Origin of the sequence: Stenotrophomonas cyclobalanopsidis (assembly GCF_008710035.1) — a bacterium.
GTDB lineage: Bacteria > Pseudomonadota > Gammaproteobacteria > Xanthomonadales > Xanthomonadaceae > Stenotrophomonas > Stenotrophomonas cyclobalanopsidis.
Genome location: NZ_VYKI01000014.1, coordinates 59,742 through 83,529 on the forward strand (window position 1 = coordinate 59,742; position 23,788 = coordinate 83,529).

The window sequence follows — 23,788 nt, forward strand, 5'->3', positions numbered from 1 at the left end:
CCCCGCCCGCCGGCGCTTTTGTTGACTCGCGCCATGCTCGACTGCTGTTGGCATAAGCAGTCGAGCATGGCTCGACTCTACAAAGGGACGCCGGACCGTGCCCGGCGGCGCCCTTATTTCGCGATCAACGCATTGCGGCGGCTGTACAGGAAGTACAGCATCAGGCCGACCACGTTCCAGATCAGGAAGTACAGTTGCGTGGTGTGCGGCAGGCTGATGAACAGGTAGATGCAGCCCAGCGCGGCCAGCGGCCCGACCACGAAGGCCAGCGGCGTGCGGAAGCTGCGCTCGCGGTTCGGCTCGCGCACGCGCAGCACCACCAGGCAGATACCCACCGCGGTGAACGCAGCCAGGGTACCGGCGTTGGCCAGGGCGGCGATCTCGTCCAGGCGGGCCACGCCGGCCAGTGCCGACACCACCACGGCGGTGAACAGCGTGGTCGCCACCGGCGTGCCGGTGCGTGCGTTGACCTTGGACAGGCCACGCGGCAGCAGGCCATCGCGGCTCATCACGAAGAAGATGCGGCTCTGCCCGTACAGGAAGGCCAGCAGCACGGTGGGCAGGGCGATGATCGCGACCACGCCGATGAACATCGCCGCCTTCGGGCTGCCGAGCTCGCGCATGATCAGCGCCAGCGGCTCGGCGCTGTGGCCGAACACCGCATAGCTCATCGCGCCCACGGCGGCCAGCGCCACCAGCACGTAGACGATGGTGCAGCCGATCATCGAACCGATGATGCCGATGGACAGGTCACGGGCCGGGTTCTTGGTTTCTTCGGCAGCGGTGGAGATCGCATCGAAGCCGTAGAAAGCGAAGAAGATGATCGCCGCCGCGGCCATCACGCCACGCTCGACGCCATCGGAGCCGAGCGACTTGGCAAAGCCATACGGCATGAACGGCTGCAGGTTGGCGGGGTCGAAGGCGGGCAGGGCGACGGCCACGAACACCGCCAGGGCGATCAGCTTGAACACCACCAGGATGGCGTTGAGCGTGGCGCTTTCCTTGGTACCGGCCATCAGCATCAGCGCCACCAGCCAGGTGATGATGATCGCCGGCAGGTTGATGAAGCCACCGGCCACGTGCGGGCCGGCGGCCAGTGCGGCCGGCAGGGTGATGTCGATGCCGAACTGGGTGTGGATCCACTCCAGGAAGCCGACGAAGTAGCCGGACCAGCCGACCGCCACCGTACTGACCACCAGCGAGTACTCGAGGATCAGACTCCAGCCCACCACCCAGGCGAACACCTCGCCCAGCGCGCTGTAGCTGTAGGTATAGGCGCTGCCGGCCGCGGGCATCATCGTCGACAGCTCGGCATAGGCTAGTGCCGCACAGGCGCAGACCGCACCGGCGATGGCGAAGGAGATCAGCACCGCCGGGCCGGCCAGGTTGGCGCCGACGCCGATGAGCGTGTAGATGCCGGTGCCGACGATGGCGCCGATGCCCAGGGCGATCAGGTGCGGCCAGCTGAGGGTCGGCACCAGGCGCCGACCGGCTTCATGGACAGTGACGGAATCTAGCGACTTGCGCCGGAGCAGGGACATGCAGGCCTCGGAAGGGGATGACATGGAACGACAAGTTCCCGAGTGTGACCGAACGCAGCGCAGCATTACCACTGACGAGGGTCATACCCGCCAGGGCGCGCGTTGCGCCCCGACCAGGCTGCCGGAATCGGCACAATGCGGAGGCTACGACTCGATGTTGGCCATGCCACCGACCGAATAGCGCTCGCCGGCCGCGGCATGCAGCGGGAAGGCCGCATCCAGCGCGCCCAGCGTGGCGGCATCCAGTTCGACCTGCAGCGCACCGAGGTTCTCGTCCAGCCGTGCCTGCCGCGTCGTGCCCGGAATCGGCACGATGTGCTCGCCACGCGACAGTACCCAGGCCAGAGCCAGCTGCGAGGCGGCAATGCCGCGTTTGGCGGCCAGTGCCTGCACGGCGTCCACCAGCGCCAGGTTGCGCTGGAAGTTCGCGCCTTCGAAGCGCGGTGAGGTACGCCGGTAATCGTCGGCCTCGAAATCATCCGGGCTGCGGATGGCACCGGTCAGGAAGCCACGGCCCAGCGGCGAATACGGCACGAAGCCGATGCCCAGTTCCGCCGTGGTGGCCAGCACCCCGTTCTGTTCCGGTTCGCGCGACCACAGTGAATACTCGCTCTGCACGGCAGTGATCGGGTGCACCGCATGCGCCCGGCGCAGGGTGGCCGCCGAGGCCTCGGACAGGCCCAGCCAGCGCACCTTGCCCTGTTCCACCAGGCGCGCCATCGCACCCACGGTGTCCTCGATCGGCACGGTCGGGTCGACGCGGTGCTGGTAGTACAGGTCGATGTGGTCCACGCCCAGGCGGCGCAGGCTGGCCTCGCAGGCGGCCTGCACATAGTCCGGGTGGCCGTTGACCTGCGGCGCCTGCGGGTCGGAAGGACCCAGGCCGATGCCGAACTTGCTGGCCAGGAACACCTGGTTGCGGCGGCCGGCGATCGCGCGGCCGACCAGCACTTCGTTGATGTGCGGGCCATACACATCGGCGGTGTCGAGCAGGGTCAGGCCACGGTCCAGCGCGTGCAGGATGACGGCAATGGCGTCCTCCTCACTGCTGCGGCCACCGTAGTAGGCGCTCATGCCCATGCAGCCCAGGCCGAGGGCGGACACGGTAGGGCCGGCGGGGCCGAGGGTACGGGTCTTCATGCGGATCTCCTTGCGGGATGCACCTCGCCCGGATGGGCGGCGGCGTGGGGCTTAGCTTCCGCCTGTGGATCATGTGGATAAACTGCGTACAACCTGACTCACCTTGAAGGCTGTCTTCATAATGGATGCCTCCGCCCCGCTCACGGCTGTGGTCGCCTTCGTCCACGTGGCCGAGCATGCCAGCTTCACCCGCGCCGCCGATGCGCTGGGCGTGTCAACCTCGGCGCTGTCGCAGAGCGTGCGCGCGCTGGAAGCACGGATGGGCGTGCGCCTGCTGCAGCGGACCACGCGGCGGGTGGGCCTGACCGAGCACGGCGCGCGTTTCCTGCAGCGGGTGCGGGGCGGTCTCGACCAGATCGACCAGGCCTTCGCCGAACTGGACAGCGCGCGCTCGGTGCCGGCCGGGCGACTGCGGGTGACCCTGCCGCGCATCGTCGCCGACCGCATGGTGCTGCCGCGGCTGCCCGATTTCCTGGCGCGTTACCCGCAGGTGCAGGTGGAACTGTGCGTCGACGCGGCACTGACCGATCTGGTGGGCGAGGGCTTCGACGCCGGCATCCGTCTGGGCGAATCACTGGCCCAGGGGATGATCGCGGTGCCGGTCGGGCCGCCTGAGCGGCAGGTGGTGGTGGCGACGCCGGCCTACTTCGAACGCCATGGCGTGCCGCAGACCCCGCATGACCTGCAGGGCCACGCCTGCATCGTGCACCGCCTGGCCAACGGCCGGCTGATGCCCTGGGAGTTCAGCCACGAGGGCCACGAGCTGGACGTGGAAGTGAGCGGGCGGCTGGTGTTCAACGATGCCGGCGTCGCCCATCGTGCCGTGCTTGCCGGGCTGGGCATGGCCCAGGCCTTCGCTTCGCTGATGGCCGACGACATCGCCGCCGGGCGACTGCAGAGCGTGCTGCAGGACTGGCAGCCGCCGTTCCCCGGTTTCCACCTGTACTACCCGGCGCGCGAGCAGATGGCACCCAAGCTGCGGGTGTTCATCGATCACCTGCGCGCGGAAATGCATGATAGGTAGAGTCGAGCTTGCTCGACTGTTCCGCCGCCTTTGTAGAGTCGAGCTCGCTCGACTGTTCCGCCGCCTTTGTAGAGTCGAGCTTGCTCGACTGTTCTTTGCATCAGTCGAGCAGGCTCGGCGCTACGGTCAGCTGTTCGACACCCGGCCAATGGCAGCCGTCTTCCTGACCGCTTCAAGGTATTCACTGAACTCCGTGCGGCGGCCATCGCGCGCGCGCTCGCAGCTGAAACCGGTCAGGCAGCGATGGTCCTGCGCTGTTGCCGCCGCCGCGGTGTCGGCCAGCAGCACGGCAAACACCAGCACTGCCAGCCGCCGGATCATCCGTTCAACCCCAGGCGGATGCCGAAGCCGACCAGGAACAGGCCGGCCACGCGGCGCAGCACGGTGCTGATGCGCGGATGCTGGATGAGATGGCGACGGGCCAGGTTGCCCGCGCCGATCAGCAGCGAGCAGTACGCCACGCTGACCACGAAGATGATGCCGGCCAGCGCCGCGAAGGTCGCGATGCCGTGGTGCGCCTTCGGATCGATGAACAACGGCAGGAAGGCCATGTAGAACAGGATCGCCTTCGGGTTGAGCAGGCTGACCAGGATCGCCTGCTGGAAGTAACGGCCGGGCTGCATGCGGATCGGGCCGGCATCGCCGCCGTCGGTCTTCGGCGTGCGCAGCAGGCTGATGCCCACCCACACCAGGTAGGCCGCGCCGAGGTACTGCACGGCGTGGAACACCAGCGGGTTGGCCTTCAGCAGCGCGGCCACGCCGGCCAGCGCCAGCCACATCAGGATCTGGTCACCGAGCAGCAGGCCGGCCAGCGCGGTGTAGCCGCCGCGCACGCCGCCGCGGCCGGTGGCGGTCAGCAGGGTGAAGGTGCCGGGCCCGGGCAGGGCGAGGAACACCAGCACGGCGAGCAGGAACGTCCACAGGTCCTGGATGCCCATCCACGGCATGGCATGGCTCATTGTTGTTGCGGGGGGGCGCCATTGTCGGCCACCGCCGCGGCCGGCGACAGGGGGCCGCCCTCGCCACCGGGCAGGCCGGACAGCAGCGGTTGCAGGTGATCGCGCAGCTGAGCGTGCAGCTGCCGCACCGCCGGCGAGAACTGCTTGCGGTGCGGGCACACCAGCTGCAGCGGGATATGGCTGCCGATGCCGTCCAGCAGCACCTGCAGGCGCCCTGCCTGCACGTCCTCGCGCAGGTCCAGCCAGGATTTGTAGGTGATGCCTTCACCGGCCACGGCCCAGCGCCGCACCACGTCGGCATCGTCGCAGACCAGCGGGCCGCGCACCGGCACCACCACGCGCCGTCCCTCGACCTCGAACGCCCAGCGGTCGTGGGTGCGTCCGCCCAGCTGGTAGGCCAGGCAGTCGTGCTCGCGCAGGTCCTCCAGCCGCGCCGGTACGCCGCGCCGCTGCAGGTAAGCGGGCGACGCCGCCAGCACGCGGCGGTTGCCCTCCAGCAGCGGCAGGGCCACGTAGCTGGCATCGTCGAAGTGGCCCAGGCGGATCGCCACGTCCACCGGGTCGCGGAACACGTCGGCCACCTCGTCGGACAGGCGCAGGTGCAGCCGCAACCGCGGGTGCGCGGCGCGGAACGTGGCCAGCCACGGCAGCAGCAGGTTGCGGCCGAAATCCGACGGCGCCGACAGCTGCAGGGTCCCGTGCAGGTCGGCGTCCTCGCCCTGCACGCGGGCTTGGCCTTCGCGCAGGGTGGCCAGCACCTCCTGCGCGTAGGGCAGGTACAGCGCGCCCTCGCCGGTCAGGCGCAGGCTGCGGGTGGTGCGCACGAACAGGCGCAGGTCCAGCTCGCGTTCCAGCCGCGCCACCGCAGCGGCCACCTGGCCGGGCAGCAGGTCGGCCTCGCGTGCGGCCTGCGAGAAGCTGCCCAGCGCGGCGGTGCGGACGAACAGCTGCAGATCGTCGAAACGGATCATTTTCATTGCCGGAGTGAAAGTGCTGACCGATTCTGCGCCTTTCCGGGGAGCCGCGCGCGGCGCACGCTGTGGATTCCTTTCCCCCCTGGACCGCTGCCATGCGCGCCATTGCCTACACCCACGCCGGCCTGCCGATCGATGACCCGCAGGCCCTGATCGACATCGACCTGGACCTGCCGCAGCCGGGCCCGCGCGACCTGCGGGTGGCGGTGCGCGCCGTGGCGGTGAACCCGGTGGATACCAAGGTGCGCCGCAACGCCGCCACAGAGGGCCCGCGCGTGCTGGGCTGGGATGCGGTCGGCGTGGTCGATGCGGTGGGCAGCGAAGTGACCCTGTTCCAGCCCGGCGACGCGGTGTACTACGCCGGCGTGATCGACCGCCCGGGCAGCAATGCCGAGTACCAGCTGGTGGACGAGCGCAGCGTCGGCCGCAAGCCGTCCAGCCTTGACGATGCCGCCGCCGCGGCCCTGCCACTGACCGCGATCACCGCCTGGGAACTGCTGTTCGACCGCCTGCGCATCGCCGAGGGCGGTGGTGAAGGGCAGACCCTGCTGGTGATCGGCGCGGCTGGCGGCGTCGGCTCGATCCTGGTGCAGCTGGCACGCACGCTGACCAAGCTGACCGTGATCGGCACCGCCTCGCGCCCGGACACTCAGGACTGGGTCTATGCGATGGGCGCGCACCACGTGATCGACCACAGCCTGCCCCTGGCCGAAGGCCTGGCCCGGCTGGGCATCCCGCAGGTCGAGCATGTGGCCAGCCTGACCCACACCGACCAGCACTACGCGCAGATCGTGGAAGTGCTGGCGCCGCAGGGTCAGCTGGGCCTGATCGACGACCCCGGCCAGCTGGACGTGATGGCACTCAAGCGCAAGGCGCTGTCCCTGCACTGGGAGCTGATGTTCACCCGCCCGCTGTTCAAGACCGCCGACATGCAGCGCCAGCACGATCTGCTGAACCGCGTGGCCGAGCTGATTGACGCAGGCGTGCTGCAGACGACGCTGGGCGAGCACTTCGGGCGCATCAATGCCGCGAACCTGCGGCGCGCGCATGCGCTGGTGGAGAGCAATCGCGCGAAGGGCAAGATCGTGCTGGAAGGCTGGTAAGGATCCGGGCCAACGGCTGAGCCCCTCGTGGCTGGTCGCCGGCGACAGCGCATCTGCGGAGGGGCCGGGTGGGCAGGCCGCGCAGGGGACGCCGTGAATCCATCCATGGAGGCTTGTGAGCGCCATCCATGGCGCTCGCACCCCTGCGCAACCCACCCGCCCGACCTCTGACAATTTCCGTGCGCGACCAGCCACGGAAAAGAAAAAAGAAGAGCAAAAGCCGGTCGCTTCGCTTGTGTGTCGACCAAGGTCGACACCTACCAGAGCCAAGCCCGTGCCGACCATCAGTAGCGGGAAACTGTCGAAGGCGGGGGGGGGGGGGGGGGGGGGGGGGGGGGGGGCAGGGAGTGGCGAGCGGGGGGGGGGGGGGGGGGGGGCGCCCCCCCCCCCCCCCCGCCCCCCCCCCCCCCCCCCCCCCCCCCGCCACCCCACGGAAAGCCCGCTTTTGACGTTGACGTTGACGTTGAGCAGGTGCAGGGCTGCAAGCCCTGCAGACAAACCAAACCCTCAGGCAACCCCGTTGTCGACGTGCGCAGCAAACCCCGGCTGCCGCCGCAATCGCTCGAACCACGCATCGACATTCGCCAGCACCGGCTTGCCGCCCGGCGTTCTGCGCCAGCGCTGCGTGGACAGCCCCAGCACGATGTCAGCCAGAGTGAAGACATCGCCGGCCACGTACGCGTGGCGTGCCAGCTGCGCATCCAGCATCGCCATCAGCCGGTTCCACTGCGCCAGGCTTGCCTCCGCCCGCGCATCGTCCGGGTAATCCGCATGCCCGCGCACGCGCGCCATGAACACATGGCGCCACGCCGTGTTCAGATCGGTCGCCTGCCAATCCATCCACTGCTCAACCCGCGCCCGCGCCTGCGGCTCGACCGGCAACAGGTCGTCGCGCCCGGCACGCGTGGCCAGGTAGCGGCAGATGCTGTTGGATTCCCACAGCACGAAGTCGCCCTCGCGCAGCACCGGCACCTGTGCGTTCGGGTTCAGGCCGCGCAGCAGCTCGGCATCGGGTGCCGCATGGTGCCGCACCGCCAGGTCCAGCCCGGCGCACAGCCACAGCACCTTGCGCACGTTGATCGATGTCGGCTTTCCGTACAGTTCGAGCATGGTCAGACGCAGCGTTTGAGACGGGGCCAGCCTACACTGGCGGCATGCAAACCGAATTCCTGCTCCTCGGCGCCCTCCTCCTGGCCGTCCTCGTCCTGCAGCTGGTCGCCCTGTTGCGCCGCCCGCCCCATGACCGCCTGGAACAGGCCATGCGCGAGGAGGCGCGGGCCGGCCGCAGCGAACTGCGCGAACAGCTCGATGGCTTCGCCCGTGCGCTGACCGATCTGTCCACCCGCACCGACCAGCGCCTGGACCTGCTGCGCGAAGCCCTCGGCGAAGATGCGCGCAAGGCCCGCGCCGAAGCGGCCGAAAGCCAGCAGCGCAGCGGTGCGTTGATGGGCCAGCGCCTGCAGGAACTGCGCGCGCAGCTGGAAGTGTTCGGCCAGCAGCAGGAAGCACGCATCCACGCCTTCGGCCAGCAGCTGCAGGAACTGACCACCCGCACCGACAGCCAGCTGGGCGCGCTGCGCCAGACCCTGGTGGACGATGCGCGCAAGGGCCGCGAAGAGGGCGCGCAGTCGCAGCAGCGCCTGACCGAAAGCCTGGGCCTGCGCCTGCAGGAACTGACCCAGCGCAACGAACAACGCATCGCCGAGATGCGCACGACCCTGGAAGAACAGCTGCGCGCGCTGCAGAGCGACAACGCGCAGAAGCTGGAACAGATGCGCGTGACCGTGGACGAGAAGCTGCAGACCACCCTGGAAACCCGCCTGGGCCAGTCGTTCAAGCTGGTCTCCGAGCGCCTGGAACAGGTGCAGCGCGGCCTGGGCGAAATGCAGCAGCTGGCCACCGGCGTGGGCGACCTCAAGCGCGTGCTGACCAACGTCAAGACGCGCGGCAGCTGGGGTGAAGTGCAGCTGGAGAACATCCTCGAACAGACGCTCATCCAGGAGCAGTACGCGCGTGCGGTGAAGGTGCGCCCGGACAGCAACGAGATGGTCGACATCGCGGTGCGCCTGCCCGGCCGTGGCGACGACGCGCCGGTGTGGCTGCCGATCGATTCCAAGTTCCCGCGCGAGGACTACGAGCGCCTGCTGGACGCGCAGGACCAGGGCGACGCCGAGCTGGTGCGCATCCAGGGCGTGCAGCTGGAGCGTGCGGTGAAGGTGCAGGCCAAGTCGATCAGCGAGAAGTACATCGTGCCGCCGCACACCACCGATTTCGCGGTGATGTTCCTGCCCACCGAAGGCCTGTACGCCGAGATCATCCGCCGGCCCGGCCTGGTCGACCTGCTGCAGCGCGACCACCGCGTGGTGGTGGCCGGCCCGACCACCGTCACCGCGCTGCTCAACAGCCTGCAGATGGGCTTCCGCACGCTGGCCATCGAGAAGCGTTCCAGCGAAGTGTGGAGCCTGCTGGGTGCGGTGAAGAGCGAGTTCGGCAAGTTCGCCGGCATCCTCGAGAAGGCCGAGAAGCAGATCACCACCGTCGGTCGCAGCATCGGCGCGGCCAGCCGCAAGACGCGCACCATCGAACGTCGTCTGCGTGGCGTGGAGACGCTGGCCAACGAGCAGGTGCAGCAGCTGCTGGGCGACCTGGGCGAGGCCGAGGAAGAAGGCGGCGAGGACGAGGCCAGCGAGGGCGAAGAGACCTGAGTGCGCTGACACACTACCTGCACCAGGCAATGCGTATGCTGGCGGCCTCGATTACCGCCTGCAGGTCCGACCATGCGTCAACGCTTCCTTGCCAGCCTGGCCCTGGCCGCCCTGTTGTCGGCCTGCAGCAGCACGCCGCCCGCCGCTGATGCGGCGGCACAGCCGGCGGCGGCAGACTCGCCGGAAGCCACCGAGGCCTACCAGGAAGCGCGCGATGTGGATTGCCGCGCCGCCGGTGGCACCCTGCAACCGCTGGGCCGCCTGCAACGCGTGCAGTGCGTGATTCCCTATGCCGATGCCGGCAAGGCCTGCAGCAGCAAGCGCGACTGCAGCGGCCAGTGCCTGGCCACGGGCGAAGCCGAGGCGGGCGTGGTGGCAACCGGCACCTGCCAGCGTGATGTCAGCCAGAACTTCGGCTGCCGCCAGCGCATCGAGGACGGCAAGGCGCAGGGCACGATCTGCGTGGATTGATCGCACGCGGCGCATCCGCGCAGCGCTATGCTGGTGGACCTTTCCCCGCCATAGCCGGAGCCCCCGCGTGAGCCCCCCGATCCAGGATATTTCCCTCACCACCATCGACGGCCAGCCCTCCACCCTGGGCGATTACCAGGGCAAGGTCCTGCTGGTGGTCAACGTCGCCTCCAAGTGCGGCCTGACCCCGCAGTACGAAGGCCTGCAGGCGCTGTACGCGGAAAAGCAGGCCCAGGGCCTGGAAGTGCTGGGTTTCCCGGCCAACAACTTCCTCGGCCAGGAGCCGGGCAGCGAAGCGGAGATCCAGCAGTTCTGCCAGCTGACCTACGACGTGACCTTCCCGATGTTCGCCAAGATCAGCGTGGCCGGTGAAGACACCCACCCGCTGTACCAGCAGCTGACCGCGGCGCAGCCGCAGGCCATCGGTGAAGGCCCGCTGCGCGAGCGCCTGGCCAGCAAGGAGATCCCGATCCATGCCGCGCCGGCGGTGCTGTGGAACTTCGAGAAGTTCCTGGTCGGCCGCGATGGCAAGGTCGTTGCACGTTTCGCCCCGGACGTGGCCGCCGATGACGCGCGCCTGCGCGAGGCGATCGAGGCCGCGCTGGCCGCCTGATCGCACGGGGTCGGATCCCTTTCCCGAGGAAAAGGCTCCGACCCCAGGCCACGCACAAAAAAACCCCGCCAAGGCGGGGTTTTTCATGCGCGGGCCAACGCGATCAGTTGGTCCAGTTCGGCATCGGCATGGCATCCACCGGAATCGGCGAATTCTCATCGTCGCTGCCGCGCTCGCGCTTGCCGCGCAGGTCGTTCTCGATCTGGTAGTTGCGGCGCTGCAGCCAGGCATCGCGCACCAGCGCGTACTCATCCACCGCCGAACTGCGCAGGTCGTCCACCGCCATCAGCTGCGCGCGGGTGTCGACCAGCTGCAGGCCCTGCAGGCCGATGCGGATCTTGTCTTCCTCGATCGTGCGGATCGGCGACAGCGGCATGTCACCGGCCAGGCCGAACACATCACGCACGGTACGCGGGCCGAAGAACGGCAGTTCCACGTAGCGCGAACGGCGCCAGCCCCAGGCACCCAGGGTCTGCCCGAAGTCCTCGCGGCGGTTGGGTACCATCGCCTTGCTGGCCGGGTCGAACAGGCCACCGATGCCCACCGTGGAGTTCATCAGGAAGCGGCCGAGGGTATCCCACGCATCATCCGGGCGGCCCTGCAGCAGCTGGTTGACGATGGTGACCGGCGAACGGATGTTGCTGAAGAAGTTGCTGACCCCGGTACGCGCGAAGCGTGGCACCACGTGGGTATAGGCGGTGGCCAGCGGACGCGCGATCACGTTGTCTACGCCCACGTTGAAGCGGTGCACGCGACGGTTCAGCGGCTCCCACGGGTCGTAGGCGGCGGTGGTGGCAGTGGTGCCGGCGTTGCCGTACAGCGCGTCGAAATCGTCGTCGCCACCGGGCGCAGCGGCGGCCGCGGCCGTGGCGGCATCGGTTTCGGCATCGGCTCCAGCATTCGTGGCAGGCGGCGGCGTGGCCGTCGCGTCGTCCATGGCGGCCGCAGGTGCCGCGTCAACCGTACCGGCATCGGCAGCAGGTGCGGCGGCCGGTGCGCTGGCCGGAACCACGGTGTCGGCCACCGGCGCATCGCTGCGCGCGGGCTTGCCGGCACAGGCGGTGAGCGCCAGGGCCAGGATCATCAAGGGAAACGCGCGTACGACGTTCATGTCAGCTCGCAGCAGAAGGTGCATTGAAATCCAGATCGGGCGACAGCCGGTAGGCTGCGCTCAGTTCGTTGAAACCGGCCGGAGTGCCGGAAATCGACAGTGGATGGCCCTGGGTGCGGGCACGCGCGGCCAGTTCGGCCAGCAGCGCCAGGCCGGCGCTGTCCACGCGCTCGACCTCGCCCAGTTCCAGCCGTGCCAGCTTCGCCGGCAACGCCTGCAGCTGCGGCCACAGGGCAATCACGGCGGCACGGTCGAGCATCCCGCGCAGGCGCAGGGTGTCGCCTTCCAGCAGCGCCAGCGGCTTACTTGCCATTGCCGGCCGGTCCGGCCTGCATGCTGCCGCTGCGCAGCTCGTTGGCTACCTGCTTGATGCCCTTCTGGCGCAGCGGCGCATCGAACTGGTTGCGGAAGGTCTGCACGTAGGAGATGCCTTCGATGTTGACGTCGAAGATCTTCCACTGGCCGTTGACGTTGCGCATCCAGTACTCGACCGGGGTCGGCTCGTTGCCGGCACGTACCAGTTCGGTGGCCACGCGCACGCCGCGGTTGCCCGGCAGCGGGCTCTCGCCCTTCAGGCGGAAGCTCGGCTTGCCCTGGATGTTCAGCAGGGTCGAGCCGTAGCGCTGCATCAGGCTGTCGGCCATCGCATCGGCAAACAGCTTGATGTCGGCGTCGGAGGCGCCACGGGCGTGCGTGCCCAGCACCAGGCGCGCGGCATAGTCGCGGTCGAAGGTGCGGGTCAGTTCGCTGTCGATGTAGCTGCGCAGGCTGGCCGGGTTGCTGGTGAACTCAGCGCGGCGCTGCTGCAGGGTCGACATGATGCGGCTGCTGGCGTCGATCACCACCTTGCCGGCCTGGCCCTGCGGGGCGGTCACGGCGGGGGCGGTGGACTGCGCCTGGGCCAGGAACGGGGAAGCCAGCAGCAGCGACGAGGCCAGCAGGGTCGGGATCAGTTTCATCTTCATGGTTGCGGTTCCGTTGCAGGCGACTGCTCGCCATCGTTGGGTTTCTGGCCAGCGCCACCGGCGCTGCCACTGAACATGTACTTGCCGACCAGCTGCAGCAGGTCCACCGCCGGCTGGGTGAAGACGATCTCCTCACCGGGCTTCAGTACCTCCGGATCACCACCGGGCTGCAGACCGATATAGCTCTCGCCGAGCAAACCGCTGGTGAAGATGCCGGCGGAGGTGTCGGCCGGCAGGTCCTTGACCTTGCTGTCCATGCGCAGGGTCACGATCGATTCGAACTTCACCGGGTCCAGTTCGATCGAGGCGACCTGGCCGACGGTGACGCCGCCGATCTTCACCGGCGCCTGCTTGCGCAGCTGGCCGACCTGGGAAAAGCGCGCCTTCAGCTCATAGCCCTGGCCGCCCCAGCTCCAGCGCTGGTTGGTCGAGGCCACGGCCAGCACCATCAGCGATGCCAGGGCCAGCAGCAGGAATGCGCCGACGGAGAATTCGAGTCTGGGACCGCGTATGGCCATGTGGATTACCTGATCGAGTCGTGGTGGCCGCGCGCCCTGCGCACCGCCGGAGGAGGGGTTAGGTGAACAACATTGCCGACAGCACGAAGTTGAACATCAGCACCAGCAGCGAGGCGTTGACCACCGCACGGGTGGTGGCCACCGAAGTACCTTCGATGGTCGGCTCGGCGTGGAAACCGACGTAGGACGCGACCAGCGCGGCGGTGCCGCCGAAGATCGCCGACTTCAGCATCGCCACGCCGAAGTCATCCCAGAAGTCGACGCTGTTGCGCAGCGCCGACCAGAACACGCCATTGTCCAGGCCCAGCACGTGCACCGCTTCGAAGTAGCTGGCACTGATGGCCAGCGAACAGAAGATGCCGGTCAGCAGCGGCACGGTCAGCACCGCCGCCCAGAAGCGCGGGGCCACGGCCTTGGCCACCGGGTCGATGGCCATCAGCTCCAGCGCCTTGATCTGGTCGGTGGCACGCATCAGGCCCAGTTCGGCGGCGATCGAGCTGCCGGCGCGGCCGATGAACAGCAGCGCGGTCAGCACCGGCGCCAGTTCGCGGTACAGCGACAGGCCGAGCAGGGTCGACAGTGCGTCGGCCGCACCGAAGGTGGTCAGCGTGCGATACCCCTGCAGGGTCAGCACCAGGCCGACGAAGGCACCGCCGACGGCGATGATGGGCAGCGAGCGCGCGCCGATCTTGTAGATCTCGCGGGTCAGCTCGGCGAGGAAATCACGCGTGGGCAGCGAACCGCGCAGCACGGTCAGCGAGAACAGGCCGGCGCGGCCCAGCGAACGGGTGGCTTGCACGAACGGCATCAGGCAACCCTCGCGCGCGGCGCAGCATCGAACGGAATGGGGCCATCGGGCTGGCCGTGCAGGAACTGCCGCAGCAGCGGGTCCTGGCTGGACTGCAGCGCTTCGGGCGTGCCCTGGAACACGATGCCGCCATTGGCGATGGCGATCACCTGGTCGCAGATCGGCAGGGTCTCGTGCACGTGGTGGCTGACGATGATGCTGGTCAGGCCCAGGCTGTGGTTGAGGCGCTGGATCAGGCTCATGATGACCCCCGAGGCGATCGGGTCCAGCCCGGTCAGCGGCTCGTCGTAGATCATCAGCGGCGGGTCCAGGGCCAGCGCGCGGGCCAGTGCCACGCGGCGCGCCATGCCGCCGGACAGCTCGCGCGGCCAGGCATCGGCGGCGGCCAGCAGGCCCACCGCGTGCAGCTTCATCTGCACCAGCCGGCGCAGCACCGCCGCCGGCAGGCGGGTATGGGTGCGCAGGGGCAAGGCGACGTTCTCGGCCACGGTCAGGTCGGTCAGCAGGCCATTGCCCTGCAGCAGCACGCCCACGCTCTTGCGCATCTCCAGCAGCGCGCCGCTGTCATGCGGGATGGGCTTGCCGAACAGGGTGACCTCGCCGGCGACCGGACGCAGTTCGCCGGTCAGCGCGGCCAGCAGGGTCGACTTGCCGCTGCCGGACGGGCCCAGCACGGCGGTGATGCTGCCCTGCGGAACCTGCAGGGAAACGTCACGCAGGATGGTGCGTCCGCTCCGGTCGATGCGGACGTTGGACAACTGCACCAGACTGGAGGCGGAAGCCGACATGGGCACCATTAACGTTTTTTAGACATCGAAGGGTGGGGTCAGCCGGCTGAACATAAGCAGACTGGACGGTCCAGTATTGTGGCACGTCGCGGCCACCGGCAGGCCGGGACAATTTCCGGCGGCGCCGGAACAATCCATCGCAACGCTCGCTGCGCGTCCCAGTGACGTGCGTCACCATTGAATACTGCCGGCCGTCCTGCACACTGTGCACGATGACCGACCCGTTCAGCGACTTCCGCCTCTATCACTCCAACGCGTTGGACGTGCTGGCCGCCCTGCTGGCCCGCAACGTGCGTACGCCGGTGCCGGGGCAGCCGCTGCTGGCGCCGGAGGTGGTGCTGATCCCGCAGGTGGCGATGCGTCGCTGGCTGCAGGCGACACTGGCGGCCGAGTACGGGGTCGCCGCCAACCTCGAGTTCCTCACCCCGGGTGAGTTCGTCGCGCGGGCGCTCAACGCCAATGTCGCCGGCGAAACAGACGACCTGGACGCCGCCGGCCTGCACTGGAAGCTGTACCAGGCGCTGCGCGACCCCGCGCTGCTGGCGCAGCCACCGATGCGTGCGCTGCAGTCCTATCTTGCCGGGGGTGACGCCCTGAAGCCGTGGGCGCTTGCCGGCGAACTGGCCTCGGTGTTCGAGAAGTACCAGGCCTGGCGCCGCGACTGGCTGCTGCGCTGGGATGCCGGCGCCGACCCGGCCGACCCGCAGGCGATCCTGTGGCGGTCCATTGCCGCCAACCGCGGCTACCGCGCGCGCCGCATCCAGGACTACCTCGACCGCTTCGAAGGCCCGGACAAGCCCAGGCCGAACGGCCTGCCGCCGCGCCTGTCGGCGTTCGCCACGCTGAACATCTCGCCCGACGTGCTGCGGGTGATGGCCACCCAGGCCCGGGTCGGCGAGCTGCACTTCTATATGCCGACCCCGGTGCAGTCGTACTGGGGCGACCTGCAGACCCTGGCCGAGCGCCTGCGCAGCGGCGCACCCGATCCCTTTGGCGAAGCCGCCGGCGAGAACCGCCTGCTGGAAGCCTGGGGTGCGGCCGGCCGCGACTTCATGGCCGTGCTGGGCAGTTACGAAGTGGTGCACCCGGCGGGTGAGATCGCCGCATACTCGGACCCCGAAGACGACACCCGCCCGACCCTGGCCGAGGGCGGGCTGGCCGACAGCCTGCTGCACCGCCTGCAGCGCGACCTGTTCCACCGCCGCGCGCTGCCCTCGGGCGAGCTGCGCGAGGAACCACGCAGCGACGACCCCAGCCTGCAGGTGCATGCCTGCCACACCCGCCTGCGCGAACTGCAGGTGCTGCACGACCAGCTGCGCAGCCTGCTGCAGGACCCGCGCTTCGACCCGCCGCTGCAGGCCCGCGAGATCGCGGTGCTGGCACCGGACATCGATCCCTACGTGCCGTATCTGGAAGCCGTGTTTGGCGGCCGTGGCGGCGACGAGGAACACATTCCCTACGCGCTGGCCGACAGCAGCCCGCTGGCGGGCGAGCCGCTGGCCGATGTGTTCGTGCACCTGCTGTCGCTGCCGGTATCGCGGTTCGGCCTGAACGAGATCCTCGACCTGCTGGCCAGCGCGCCGCTGGCCGAGGCGGCCGGGCTGGAGGCGGTGGACTTCGACCGCCTGCATGGTTGGCTGCAGCAGGCCGGCGCGCGCTGGGGCATCGACGCCAACCATCGCGGCCAGCTGCAGGCACCGCGCGACGACGCCTACACCTGGCAGTTCGCGCTGGACCGCCTGCTGCTGGGCCACGCCACCGGCAGCGATGTCGACCTAGCCGGCGTGGCACCGTGGATCGAGCTGGAAGGTGGCGCGCTGGACGCGGTGGACCGGCTGCTGCGCCTGCTGCGCGTGCTGGCGCTGTACCAGCGCCGCCTCGGCGAGACCCTGACCCCGGCGCAGTGGCGGCAGCGCCTGCTGTCCCTGCTGGATGCGCTTCTTCCGGAAGCACCCGGTTCGCCCAACAGCCAGCGCGCGCTGGAGCGCCTGCGCAAGCTGCTCAACCAGTTCGCCGACGACGCCCGCAAGGCCGGCTTCGAGGACGGCGTACCGCCGGAGGTGGTGCGTGCGCACTTCGCCGGCGCGCTGTCCGAGGCCGATACGCGTGCGCCGCTGCTGACCGGCGGCATCAGCTTCGGCCGCATGGTGCCGATGCGCCTGCTGCCGTTCCGGGTGATCTGCGTTCTGGGCCTGAATGATGGTGACTTCCCGCGCCGCGATCCGGCTGCCGGCCTGAACCAGCTGACCGCCGAGCTGGACACGCCGCGACGTCGCCCAGGCGACCGCTCCACCCGCGAGGACGACCGCTTCCTGTTCCTGCAGCTGTTCGCCGCCGCGCAGGACGTGTTCTACCTGAGCTACCTCGGCGCCGACCCGCGCGATGGCAGCGTGCGCGAACCCTCGGTGCTGGTCAGCGAGCTGATCGACGCCGCCGCCGAGTACCACCAGGCGCCGGAGGCCGCCAAGCGTGCGTTCACCGTGCGCCATGCGCTGCAGCCGTTCTCGCCCGCAGCCTTCGGTGAAGGCGACCCGCGTCGTTTCAGCTACCGCCGCCAGTGGCACCCGGCCGCCGGGCGCATGGCCGGCCAGCGCGGCGGGCTGCAGCCGTGGTTCGATGCCGCACTGCCGCCACCGCTGGATGACGCAGTGGAAGACGAGGTCGCGCTGGATACGCTGCGCCGCTTCCTGTGCGACCCGGCCGGGCAGTTCCTGGCCCAGGCGCTGGGCCTGCGCCTGGCCGACGATGTCGAGGAGGTGGACGACCTGGAGCCGCTGGTGCTGTCCTCGCGCGGGCCGGAAAAGCGCAGCGTGCAGGCCGCGGTGGTACGCGCCACCATCAGCGGTGATGTCGAGCCGCTGTACCCGCGCCTGCGTGCCCGCGGCCTGCTGCCGTCGGGTGCGCTGGGGGAGCGCCAGTTCGAAGCCGAACAGCTCAAGACCCGTCCGTACGCCAGCGCGATGCTGGGCTGGATGCAGGGGCAGCCGCTCGAAAGCCGCCGCTACGAAGTCGAGATCGACGGCGTGCGCCTGCACGGCCGCGTCGCCGATCGCCATCCTGAAGGCCTGGTGCGCCTGCGCGCTGGTACGCTCAACGGCAACGCGGTGATCCGCCAGGGCCTGGACTGGCTGCTGGCCAACGCGGCCGGCGATGCGTTGCCGCTGGTGCAGTTCCACGATGGGGGTGATGCCGGCCCCGGCCCGCACATCCAGCCGGCACCGGGTGCGGCGGCCGCACGCAGTGCCCTGCGCGCGCTGCTGCAGCTGCGCCAGCGCGGCCTGCGCGAGCCGCTGCGCTTCGCACCCTATACCGGCTGGGTGCTGTTCACCGCACCGGTGGAAAAACAACGCAGCGAAGGCTGGAAGCAGTGGCACGGCAGCGACCGCAGCTGGGGCGAAGCCAACAGCGACGCCTGGCAGCTGCTGCTGCGCGGCGCTGATCCCTTCGCCGATGACGACAGTTACGCCGACCTGCTGCGCAACAGCCAGGTGGTATTCGGCGCGGTGCGCGACGGGCGTGGCCCGGGTGGCACCGGCAAGGAGGCCGACGCATGAGCACCCCCGTGGACCCCTACCTGCTGCTGCCGCTGCAGGGCATCGGCCTGATCGAAGCCAGCGCCGGTACCGGCAAGACCTTCACCCTGGCTACGCTGTTCACCCGCTTGGTGGTGGAACAGGGCCTGCGCATCGGCCAGATCCTGGCGGTGACCTTCACCGATGCCGCCACCCAGGAGCTGCGCAAGCGCATCCGCGAGCGCCTGGCCCTGGCCGCACGCCTGGTGGACCTGCCGCCCGCCGACGACGAGGCGCCCGATGCGCTGCTGACCCGGCAGGTGCTGCAGCGCCACCTCGATGAAAGTGGCGAAAGCGCTGCCGCGCTGAAGCGCCGCCTGCAGGTGGCCGCCGACGAGATCGACCTGGCCTCGATCTTCACCATCCATGGCTTCTGCACCCGCGTGCTGCGCGAATATGCGCTGGAAAGCGGGCACACTTTCGATCCGCCGGAGCTTCTGGCCAGTGACCGCGAGTTGCTGGAGGAACTGGCGGCCGACCTGTGGCGCGTGCACGCCAACGATGCGGCGACGCTGGAGCCGCTGACCTGGCTGTGGTCGAACCCGGACGCGCTGGCCTCGGACCTGCGCGCGCTGCTGGCCTCGCCGCCGCTGTACCCGCGCCCGCAGCCGCTGGCGGTGGAGGATCCCCGCGCGGCCCTGCAGGGCGCGGCGGCGGACCTGTCGCTGGCCGTGCGCGAGCATGGCGAGCAGTTCTTCCTCGACCTGTGCGAGGCCGTCGACAACAAGTGGATCAACGGCGTTTCCTACAAGCTCGGCTGGCTGCATCCGCTGGGCCGGCAGCTGCTGGCCTGGGCCGGGCGCGGCGATGCCACCGAACTGCTGTCCAGCGACCGCCTGCCGGCGCTGCTGGCCGATGCGCTGGTGGCCAAGACCAACAAGAAGTTCGCTGACCGCACGCCATCCTCGCCGCTGCAGGCACCGCTGGAACGCTACGTGGCGCTGCTGGCCCAGCGCGAGCAGTGGCTGCGCGCTGCGTCGCTGAACTTCCTGCACAGCCTGCGCGAAGAAGCCACGCAGCGGCTGGCCACGCTCAAGCGCACGCGCCGCGTGCAGACCTACGACGATCTGATTGACGGCGTGGCGCAGGCGCTGGAGGGTTCGCAGCGGCTGGAGCTGGTGCGCAAGCTGCGCCTGCAGTACCGCATCGCCCTGGTCGATGAGTTCCAGGACACCGACGATCGCCAGTGGGGCATCTTCCACACCGTGTTCGGCGATTCGCCGGAGGTGCGGGAACTCGGCCTGCCACCGGCGCTGTTCCTGATTGGCGACCCGAAACAGGCGATCTACGGTTTCCGTGGCGGCGATATCCACACCTACCTCAAGGCCAAGCAGGCCGCGCGGCCGGCACCGCCGCTGGACCAGAACTTCCGTTCGCGGCCCTCGGTGCTGCGCGCGCTGCAGGCGCTCTACGACAACGGTGGCGACGACGCGTTCCTGGAGGCGGGCATCGGCTTCGAGCCGGTCCGCCCCGGTGGCGTGCGCAGCGACGACGATTACCAGCGCGACGGCGCAGCAGCGCCGGCACTGACCCTGCGCGTGCTGCGCAGCGAGGGCGACAAGGCGATGAGCGCCGACGCTTCGCGTGCCGCCGCGACCCAGGCCTGCGTCGCCGCCATCCACCAGACCCTGCTGGATGCGCGTGCCGGCACCGCTGTCCTGCGCGGCCATCCGGTCCAGCCCGGTGATATCGCGGTGCTGGTGCGCTCGCACCGCGAGGCGACGCTGGTGCAGCGCGCGCTGGCAGCGGTGGGCATTCCGGCGGTGGCGGCGGGCAAGCAGAGCCTGTTCTCCACCAGCGAAGCACGCGACCTGCGCGCGCTGCTGCTGGCCCTGCTGCAACCGGCTGACGAAGGTCGCTTGCGTGCGGCGCTGGCGACGGTGCTGCTCGGCCAGCGGGCCAGTGCGATCGCCAACATGGAACGCGAGGGCGACCTGCAGCGCGCGTTCCAGGCGCAGCTGCTGCACTGGCGCGAGCGCTGGCAGCGCGGTGGCCCGTTCGCGGTGGTGGCCGATGTCTGCGCCGCACAGGGCGAACGCCTGCTGGCGCTGATCGATGGCGAGCGCCGCCTGACCAACTACCTGCAGCTGGGCGAACTGCTGCAGGAAGCCTCCGCGCAGGCGCTGGGCATGCATGGGCTGCTGGACTGGCTGCAGGGGCAGATGGCCAACGCCGACCAGAACGACGAACAGCAGCTGCTGCGGCTGGAGTCGGATGCGCGCCGCGTGCAGATCATCACCCTGCACAAGAGCAAGGGCCTGGAGTACCCGCTGGTCTACCTGCCGTTCGTTGGCATCGACGGTGGCGCACCCAACAACGCCGCGCACTGCACCGTGCACGTGGGCGGCGAGCGCCAGCTGCACTGGAAGCTGGACAAGGACGAGGCCTGGGATGCAGCCAGCGGGCAGCGCGAACGCGAGCAGCGCGCCGAGGATGCGCGCCTGCTGTACGTCGGCCTGACCCGCGCCGAGCATGCGCTGTGGATCGCCATCGGCGATCTCGCCGGGCTCGGCAGGACCCGCCTGGCGCCGCTGCTGGGTGACCTGCAGGCGCTGCACGCACAGAGCGATGTGCACATCGACGACAGCGAGCAGGTGCTGCGGCTGCCGCAGCTGCCGGTTGAACAGGACGGCGAACTGCCGGCCGTGCGCAGCCTGACCCGGCGTGTACCGCACGACTGGTGGGTCTACAGCTTCACGCAGCTGGCGCATGCCGATGCCGGCGACGATGTCGAAGCGGCGGCCACCGAACTGCCGGCACCGGCCGCCGACGAACCGGCGGGTGCGGAACTGCCGCTGGAACCGGCCCTGCCCGAACCCGCAGCTGCTGACGCCGCACCGTTGGACCCGCGTTTCATGGGCAGCCGCTTCGGCAACGTCCTGCACGAGGCGCTGGAGAACGTCGATTTCGCCGCATGGGGCGGCTGGACACCCGGCCAACCCGCGCCCGAAGGGCAGGCCGAGCTGCTGCGCAAGGCGCTGCACGACGAAGGCTATGCCGACGAGGACCTCAACGATGGCGTGGCGGTGCTGGTGCCGCTGGTCGGCCACACGCTCACCGTCGCGCTGCCCGAAGGCGGTGCCCTGCACAGCCTGGGCGAAGGCGAGCGCCGCGCCGAAATCGAATTCCACTTCGCGATCGAACCGACCGCCGTGCCGGCGCTGCTGCAGCTGCTGCACGCCCATGGCATTTCCAGCGCGCGCCGCGGTTTCGGCCTGCGCCGCCGGCTGGAAGGGCTGATGACCGGCAAGATCGACCTCACCTACGTGCGCGATGGGCGCTGGTACGTGCTCGACTACAAATCCAACCGTCTGCCGGGCTACAGCCCGGACCTGCTGCAGATCGCCATGCGCCACAGCGAATACGACCTGCAGGCGCTGATCTACACCGTGGCCCTGCACCGCTGGCTGCGCTTCCGCCTGGGCGGTGCCTACGACTACGTGCGCGACATGGGCGGCATCCGCTACCTGTTCTGCCGCGGGCTGGATGGCAACGGCAATGGCGTGCACGTGGACCGCTTCGCGCCGGCGCTGGTGGATGGGCTCGATGCGCTGTTCGCCGGTGGCGACGCCGCCCATGCCGAACTGGTCGCGCGCGCCATCGGAGCCCGCGCATGAGCACCACCCTGCTGCAGCAGCTCTACCGCGGCGGTCATCTGCGCACCCTCGACCATGCCTTGGCCACCAGCCTGCGGCGTCTGCGCGAGGACACGCCCGATGGCGTGGCGGTTGCCGCTGCACTGGCATCGCTGGCGGTGTCGCAGGGCCATGCCGCGTTCGATCCGGCACAGCCGCAGCGCGTGCTGGAAGGCTTACAGGCTTGGCCGGCACCCGCGCAGTGGCTGGCCCAGCTGCAGGCATCGCCGTGGGTGGCGCAGCCGCAGGATCCCGAGGCGGCCGCCGATGAGGCACCGCTGGTGCTGGAGAACGGCCTGCTGTACCTGCGCCGTTACCGCGAATACGAGCGGCAGCTGGCTGCCGGCCTGCAGCGCATCGGCCGGCATCCATTGCCGGCGCCGGACCTGGCGGCGCTGGCGCCGTTGTTCGCGCGCCTGTTCCCTGCTGCCGCCACCCAGGAAGACCACCAGGCGCGCGCCGCCGGCGTGACCCTGCGCCACCCGCTGGCGCTGGTCACTGGCGGCCCCGGTACCGGCAAGACCACCACCATCGCGCGCCTGTTGTTGCTGCTGGCCGCGCAGGCCCTGCATGCCGGTGAGCCGGTGCCGCAGGTCGCGCTGGCGGCACCGACCGGGCGTGCCGCCGAGCGCATGGCCGAAAGCCTGCGGCTGGCCGTGCAGCGCCTGCAGGAAGAAGGCCTGGATCCGGCACTGTGCGCGACGCTGCCGAGCACCGGCACCACCCTGCATCGCCTGCTCGGTGTCATCCCCGATTCGCCGCGCTTCCGCCACCACGCCGACAACCCGTTGCCGGTGGACGTGGTGGTGGTGGATGAAGCCTCGATGATCGACCTGCCGCTGATGGCCAAGCTGGTCGACGCCATCGCCAGCGGCACCCGCCTGATCCTGCTGGGCGATCCGGACCAGCTGCCCTCGGTGGAGGCCGGTGATGTGCTCAGCGCCATCCTGCGCGCCAGTGGCGATGGCAGCGGCACCCGTGCCGATGACGCGCAGGCTTTGCACGGACTGCTGGCCGCGCCGACCCTGCAGCCGGAGGCCGCGCCCCGCGCCTTCGCCGGCCGTCGCGTGCAGCTGCAGCACGGCTACCGGCAGAGCGATGCCCTGCAGCTGGCGCCATTGGCGCAGGCGGTGCGCGAAGGTGACAGCGGCACCGCGCTGGCCCTGCTGCGCAGCGGCAGCCTGTCCGGGGTCAGCTTCCACGAGAACGACGCCGACCCGCTGCGCAACCAGCGCGACCACCTGCTGTCGCACTGGCGCGCGCTGGCCGAAGCCGAAGACCCCGGCCGTGCGCTGCAGCAGGCCGGTCGCCTGCGCGTGCTGACCGCCCTGCGCGAAGGCCCACAGGGCGCACGCGGGCTCAACAGCCGTATCGAACAGCTGCTGGCCGGCAACACGCCCGGCTATTTCCAGGGCCGCCTGCTGCTGGTGACCGAAAACAGCTACCGCCATCGCCTGTTCAACGGTGACATCGGCATCTGCCTGCGCGACACCAGCGGTGCGATGGTGGCCTGGTTCCCCGGCGACATCGCCGAACAGCCGCGCGCCTTCCACCCGGCCGCATTGCCCGCGCACGAGAGCGCGTTCGCGATGACCGTGCACAAGGCACAGGGCTCGGAATTCGATGAAGTGTGGTTGCAGCTGCCGCGGCAGGACAGCCGCGTGCTGTCGCGCGAACTGGTCTACACCGGCCTCACCCGCGCCCGCCAGCGCCTGCATGTGGCGGGCAGCGAAGAGGTGCTGGTGGCCGCGCTGAAGCGGCACGCAAGCCGATTGGGTGGCCTGGCCTGGCGGCTGGGCGCCGAAGCGGGGTCAGATTCCGTTCCCGACGGGAACGCGCTCTGAGCCCACCGCGCTGATGC

20 protein-coding genes are annotated in these 23,788 nt (G+C 69.7%); 8 read left to right on the plus strand and 12 right to left on the minus strand.

What is annotated here, in order from left to right; all coding sequences use genetic code 11:
* Nucleotides 1–113: 113 nt before the first annotated feature.
* Nucleotides 114–1,541, minus strand: coding sequence for an amino acid permease (locus FJU31_RS12165; RefSeq protein WP_150454979.1), 1,428 nt, complete (start codon nucleotides 1,539–1,541; stop codon nucleotides 114–116).
* Nucleotides 1,542–1,685: 144 nt separating this feature from the next.
* Nucleotides 1,686–2,681 carry an aldo/keto reductase gene (locus FJU31_RS12170; RefSeq protein ID WP_150454980.1) on the minus strand — a complete coding sequence of 332 codons (996 nt, stop codon included), beginning with the start codon at nucleotides 2,679–2,681 and terminating at the stop codon, nucleotides 1,686–1,688.
* A 121-nt stretch (nucleotides 2,682–2,802) separates the two neighbouring features.
* Here FJU31_RS12170 and FJU31_RS12175 point away from each other — a divergent pair, with 121 nt between their 5' ends.
* The gene (locus FJU31_RS12175) at nucleotides 2,803–3,705 is read left to right on the plus strand and encodes a LysR family transcriptional regulator (RefSeq protein WP_150454981.1); all 903 of its coding nucleotides are present in this window, start codon (nucleotides 2,803–2,805) and stop codon (nucleotides 3,703–3,705) included.
* A 126-nt stretch (nucleotides 3,706–3,831) separates the two neighbouring features.
* Here FJU31_RS12175 and FJU31_RS12180 read toward each other — a convergent pair whose 3' ends face one another.
* The 3 genes from FJU31_RS12180 to FJU31_RS12190 are packed head-to-tail and all read right to left on the minus strand — an operon-like array spanning nucleotide 3,832 to nucleotide 5,641.
* Nucleotides 3,832–4,008: a hypothetical protein gene (locus FJU31_RS12180; RefSeq protein WP_246161324.1), complete on the minus strand. Its 177-nt coding sequence runs from the start codon at nucleotides 4,006–4,008 to the stop codon at nucleotides 3,832–3,834.
* Nucleotides 4,009–4,022: 14 nt separating this feature from the next.
* Nucleotides 4,023–4,652 carry a leucine efflux protein LeuE gene (gene leuE / locus FJU31_RS12185; protein ID WP_150455010.1) on the minus strand — a complete coding sequence of 210 codons (630 nt, stop codon included), beginning with the start codon at nucleotides 4,650–4,652 and terminating at the stop codon, nucleotides 4,023–4,025.
* Nucleotides 4,653–4,660: 8 nt separating this feature from the next.
* Nucleotides 4,661–5,641 (minus strand): LysR family transcriptional regulator, encoded by a 981-nt coding sequence (locus FJU31_RS12190; RefSeq protein ID WP_150454982.1) that lies wholly within the window; start codon nucleotides 5,639–5,641, stop codon nucleotides 4,661–4,663.
* 92 nt (nucleotides 5,642–5,733) lie between these two features.
* Between FJU31_RS12190 and FJU31_RS12195 the strand changes: the two genes are divergently transcribed.
* Nucleotides 5,734–6,741 (plus strand): zinc-binding alcohol dehydrogenase family protein, encoded by a 1,008-nt coding sequence (locus tag FJU31_RS12195; RefSeq protein WP_150454983.1) that lies wholly within the window; start codon nucleotides 5,734–5,736, stop codon nucleotides 6,739–6,741.
* A 507-nt stretch (nucleotides 6,742–7,248) separates the two neighbouring features.
* Here FJU31_RS12195 and FJU31_RS12200 read toward each other — a convergent pair.
* On the minus strand, nucleotides 7,249–7,851 hold the full coding sequence (locus FJU31_RS12200) for a glutathione S-transferase family protein (RefSeq protein ID WP_150454984.1): 603 nt from the start codon (nucleotides 7,849–7,851) through the stop codon (nucleotides 7,249–7,251).
* A gap of 44 nt (nucleotides 7,852–7,895) precedes the next feature.
* Here FJU31_RS12200 and FJU31_RS12205 point away from each other — a divergent pair, with 44 nt between their 5' ends.
* The 3 genes from FJU31_RS12205 to FJU31_RS12215 all read left to right on the plus strand — a co-directional run bounded on the left by FJU31_RS12205 (nucleotide 7,896) and on the right by FJU31_RS12215 (nucleotide 10,530).
* Nucleotides 7,896–9,446: a DNA recombination protein RmuC gene (locus FJU31_RS12205; RefSeq protein WP_150454985.1), complete on the plus strand. Its 1,551-nt coding sequence runs from the start codon at nucleotides 7,896–7,898 to the stop codon at nucleotides 9,444–9,446.
* Between the two features lie 72 nt (nucleotides 9,447–9,518).
* On the plus strand, nucleotides 9,519–9,917 hold the full coding sequence (locus tag FJU31_RS12210) for a hypothetical protein (protein ID WP_150454986.1): 399 nt from the start codon (nucleotides 9,519–9,521) through the stop codon (nucleotides 9,915–9,917).
* 67 nt (nucleotides 9,918–9,984) lie between these two features.
* Complete coding sequence (locus FJU31_RS12215; RefSeq protein WP_150454987.1) at nucleotides 9,985–10,530, plus strand: glutathione peroxidase; 546 nt, start codon at nucleotides 9,985–9,987, stop codon at nucleotides 10,528–10,530.
* Nucleotides 10,531–10,633: 103 nt separating this feature from the next.
* On the opposite strand, the gene FJU31_RS12220 is transcribed toward FJU31_RS12215, so the two are convergent.
* Genes FJU31_RS12220 through FJU31_RS12245 form a run of 6 tightly spaced genes read right to left on the minus strand, consistent with a single transcriptional unit; the run spans nucleotide 10,634 to nucleotide 14,720 of the window.
* Nucleotides 10,634–11,641 carry an MlaA family lipoprotein gene (locus tag FJU31_RS12220; protein ID WP_150454988.1) on the minus strand — a complete coding sequence of 336 codons (1,008 nt, stop codon included), beginning with the start codon at nucleotides 11,639–11,641 and terminating at the stop codon, nucleotides 10,634–10,636.
* A gap of 1 nt (nucleotide 11,642) precedes the next feature.
* Nucleotides 11,643–11,954: an STAS domain-containing protein gene (locus FJU31_RS12225; RefSeq protein WP_150454989.1), complete on the minus strand. Its 312-nt coding sequence runs from the start codon at nucleotides 11,952–11,954 to the stop codon at nucleotides 11,643–11,645.
* Complete coding sequence (locus tag FJU31_RS12230) at nucleotides 11,944–12,606, minus strand: MlaC/ttg2D family ABC transporter substrate-binding protein (protein ID WP_150454990.1); 663 nt, start codon at nucleotides 12,604–12,606, stop codon at nucleotides 11,944–11,946. The genes FJU31_RS12225 and FJU31_RS12230 overlap by 11 nt, the downstream gene beginning before the upstream one ends.
* Nucleotides 12,603–13,124 carry an outer membrane lipid asymmetry maintenance protein MlaD gene (mlaD, locus tag FJU31_RS12235; protein WP_079224410.1) on the minus strand — a complete coding sequence of 174 codons (522 nt, stop codon included), beginning with the start codon at nucleotides 13,122–13,124 and terminating at the stop codon, nucleotides 12,603–12,605. Before mlaD ends, FJU31_RS12230 begins: the two co-directional genes overlap by 4 nt.
* A gap of 58 nt (nucleotides 13,125–13,182) precedes the next feature.
* Nucleotides 13,183–13,932, minus strand: a complete 750-nt coding sequence (locus tag FJU31_RS12240) for an MlaE family lipid ABC transporter permease subunit (RefSeq protein ID WP_079224408.1) — start codon at nucleotides 13,930–13,932, stop codon at nucleotides 13,183–13,185.
* Nucleotides 13,932–14,720, minus strand: a complete 789-nt coding sequence (locus FJU31_RS12245) for an ABC transporter ATP-binding protein (RefSeq protein WP_079225437.1) — start codon at nucleotides 14,718–14,720, stop codon at nucleotides 13,932–13,934. Before FJU31_RS12245 ends, FJU31_RS12240 begins: the two co-directional genes overlap by 1 nt.
* A gap of 212 nt (nucleotides 14,721–14,932) precedes the next feature.
* Between FJU31_RS12245 and recC the strand changes: the two genes are divergently transcribed.
* From recC to recD, 3 genes are read left to right on the plus strand one after another with little or no spacing between them, the layout of a single operon-like run.
* Nucleotides 14,933–18,274 carry an exodeoxyribonuclease V subunit gamma gene (gene recC, locus FJU31_RS12250; protein ID WP_150454991.1) on the plus strand — a complete coding sequence of 1,114 codons (3,342 nt, stop codon included), beginning with the start codon at nucleotides 14,933–14,935 and terminating at the stop codon, nucleotides 18,272–18,274.
* Nucleotides 18,271–21,909, plus strand: a complete 3,639-nt coding sequence (recB, locus tag FJU31_RS12255; RefSeq protein ID WP_150454992.1) for an exodeoxyribonuclease V subunit beta — start codon at nucleotides 18,271–18,273, stop codon at nucleotides 21,907–21,909. Before recC ends, recB begins: the two co-directional genes overlap by 4 nt.
* Nucleotides 21,906–23,771, plus strand: a complete 1,866-nt coding sequence (recD, locus tag FJU31_RS12260) for an exodeoxyribonuclease V subunit alpha (protein WP_150454993.1) — start codon at nucleotides 21,906–21,908, stop codon at nucleotides 23,769–23,771. The genes recB and recD overlap by 4 nt, the downstream gene beginning before the upstream one ends.
* The last annotated feature ends 17 nt before the right edge of the window (nucleotides 23,772–23,788 follow it).

Coding starts and splice junctions, on each gene's coding strand:
- FJU31_RS12200 (WP_150454984.1), bottom strand. CDS start 7,851: ATGCTCGAACTGTACGGAAAGCCGACATCGATCAACGTGCGCAAGGTG.
- recC (WP_150454991.1), top strand. CDS start 14,933: ATGACCGACCCGTTCAGCGACTTCCGCCTCTATCACTCCAACGCGTTG.
- FJU31_RS12245 (WP_079225437.1), bottom strand. CDS start 14,720: ATGTCGGCTTCCGCCTCCAGTCTGGTGCAGTTGTCCAACGTCCGCATC.
- FJU31_RS12225 (WP_150454989.1), bottom strand. CDS start 11,954: ATGGCAAGTAAGCCGCTGGCGCTGCTGGAAGGCGACACCCTGCGCCTG.
- FJU31_RS12210 (WP_150454986.1), top strand. CDS start 9,519: ATGCGTCAACGCTTCCTTGCCAGCCTGGCCCTGGCCGCCCTGTTGTCG.
- leuE (WP_150455010.1), bottom strand. CDS start 4,652: ATGCCGTGGATGGGCATCCAGGACCTGTGGACGTTCCTGCTCGCCGTG.
- FJU31_RS12220 (WP_150454988.1), bottom strand. CDS start 11,641: ATGAACGTCGTACGCGCGTTTCCCTTGATGATCCTGGCCCTGGCGCTC.
- FJU31_RS12205 (WP_150454985.1), top strand. CDS start 7,896: ATGCAAACCGAATTCCTGCTCCTCGGCGCCCTCCTCCTGGCCGTCCTC.
- FJU31_RS12230 (WP_150454990.1), bottom strand. CDS start 12,606: ATGAAGATGAAACTGATCCCGACCCTGCTGGCCTCGTCGCTGCTGCTG.
- FJU31_RS12190 (WP_150454982.1), bottom strand. CDS start 5,641: ATGAAAATGATCCGTTTCGACGATCTGCAGCTGTTCGTCCGCACCGCC.
- FJU31_RS12195 (WP_150454983.1), top strand. CDS start 5,734: ATGCGCGCCATTGCCTACACCCACGCCGGCCTGCCGATCGATGACCCG.
- recD (WP_150454993.1), top strand. CDS start 21,906: ATGAGCACCACCCTGCTGCAGCAGCTCTACCGCGGCGGTCATCTGCGC.
- FJU31_RS12170 (WP_150454980.1), bottom strand. CDS start 2,681: ATGAAGACCCGTACCCTCGGCCCCGCCGGCCCTACCGTGTCCGCCCTC.
- FJU31_RS12165 (WP_150454979.1), bottom strand. CDS start 1,541: ATGTCCCTGCTCCGGCGCAAGTCGCTAGATTCCGTCACTGTCCATGAA.
- FJU31_RS12240 (WP_079224408.1), bottom strand. CDS start 13,932: ATGCCGTTCGTGCAAGCCACCCGTTCGCTGGGCCGCGCCGGCCTGTTC.
- FJU31_RS12175 (WP_150454981.1), top strand. CDS start 2,803: ATGGATGCCTCCGCCCCGCTCACGGCTGTGGTCGCCTTCGTCCACGTG.
- recB (WP_150454992.1), top strand. CDS start 18,271: ATGAGCACCCCCGTGGACCCCTACCTGCTGCTGCCGCTGCAGGGCATC.
- mlaD (WP_079224410.1), bottom strand. CDS start 13,124: ATGGCCATACGCGGTCCCAGACTCGAATTCTCCGTCGGCGCATTCCTG.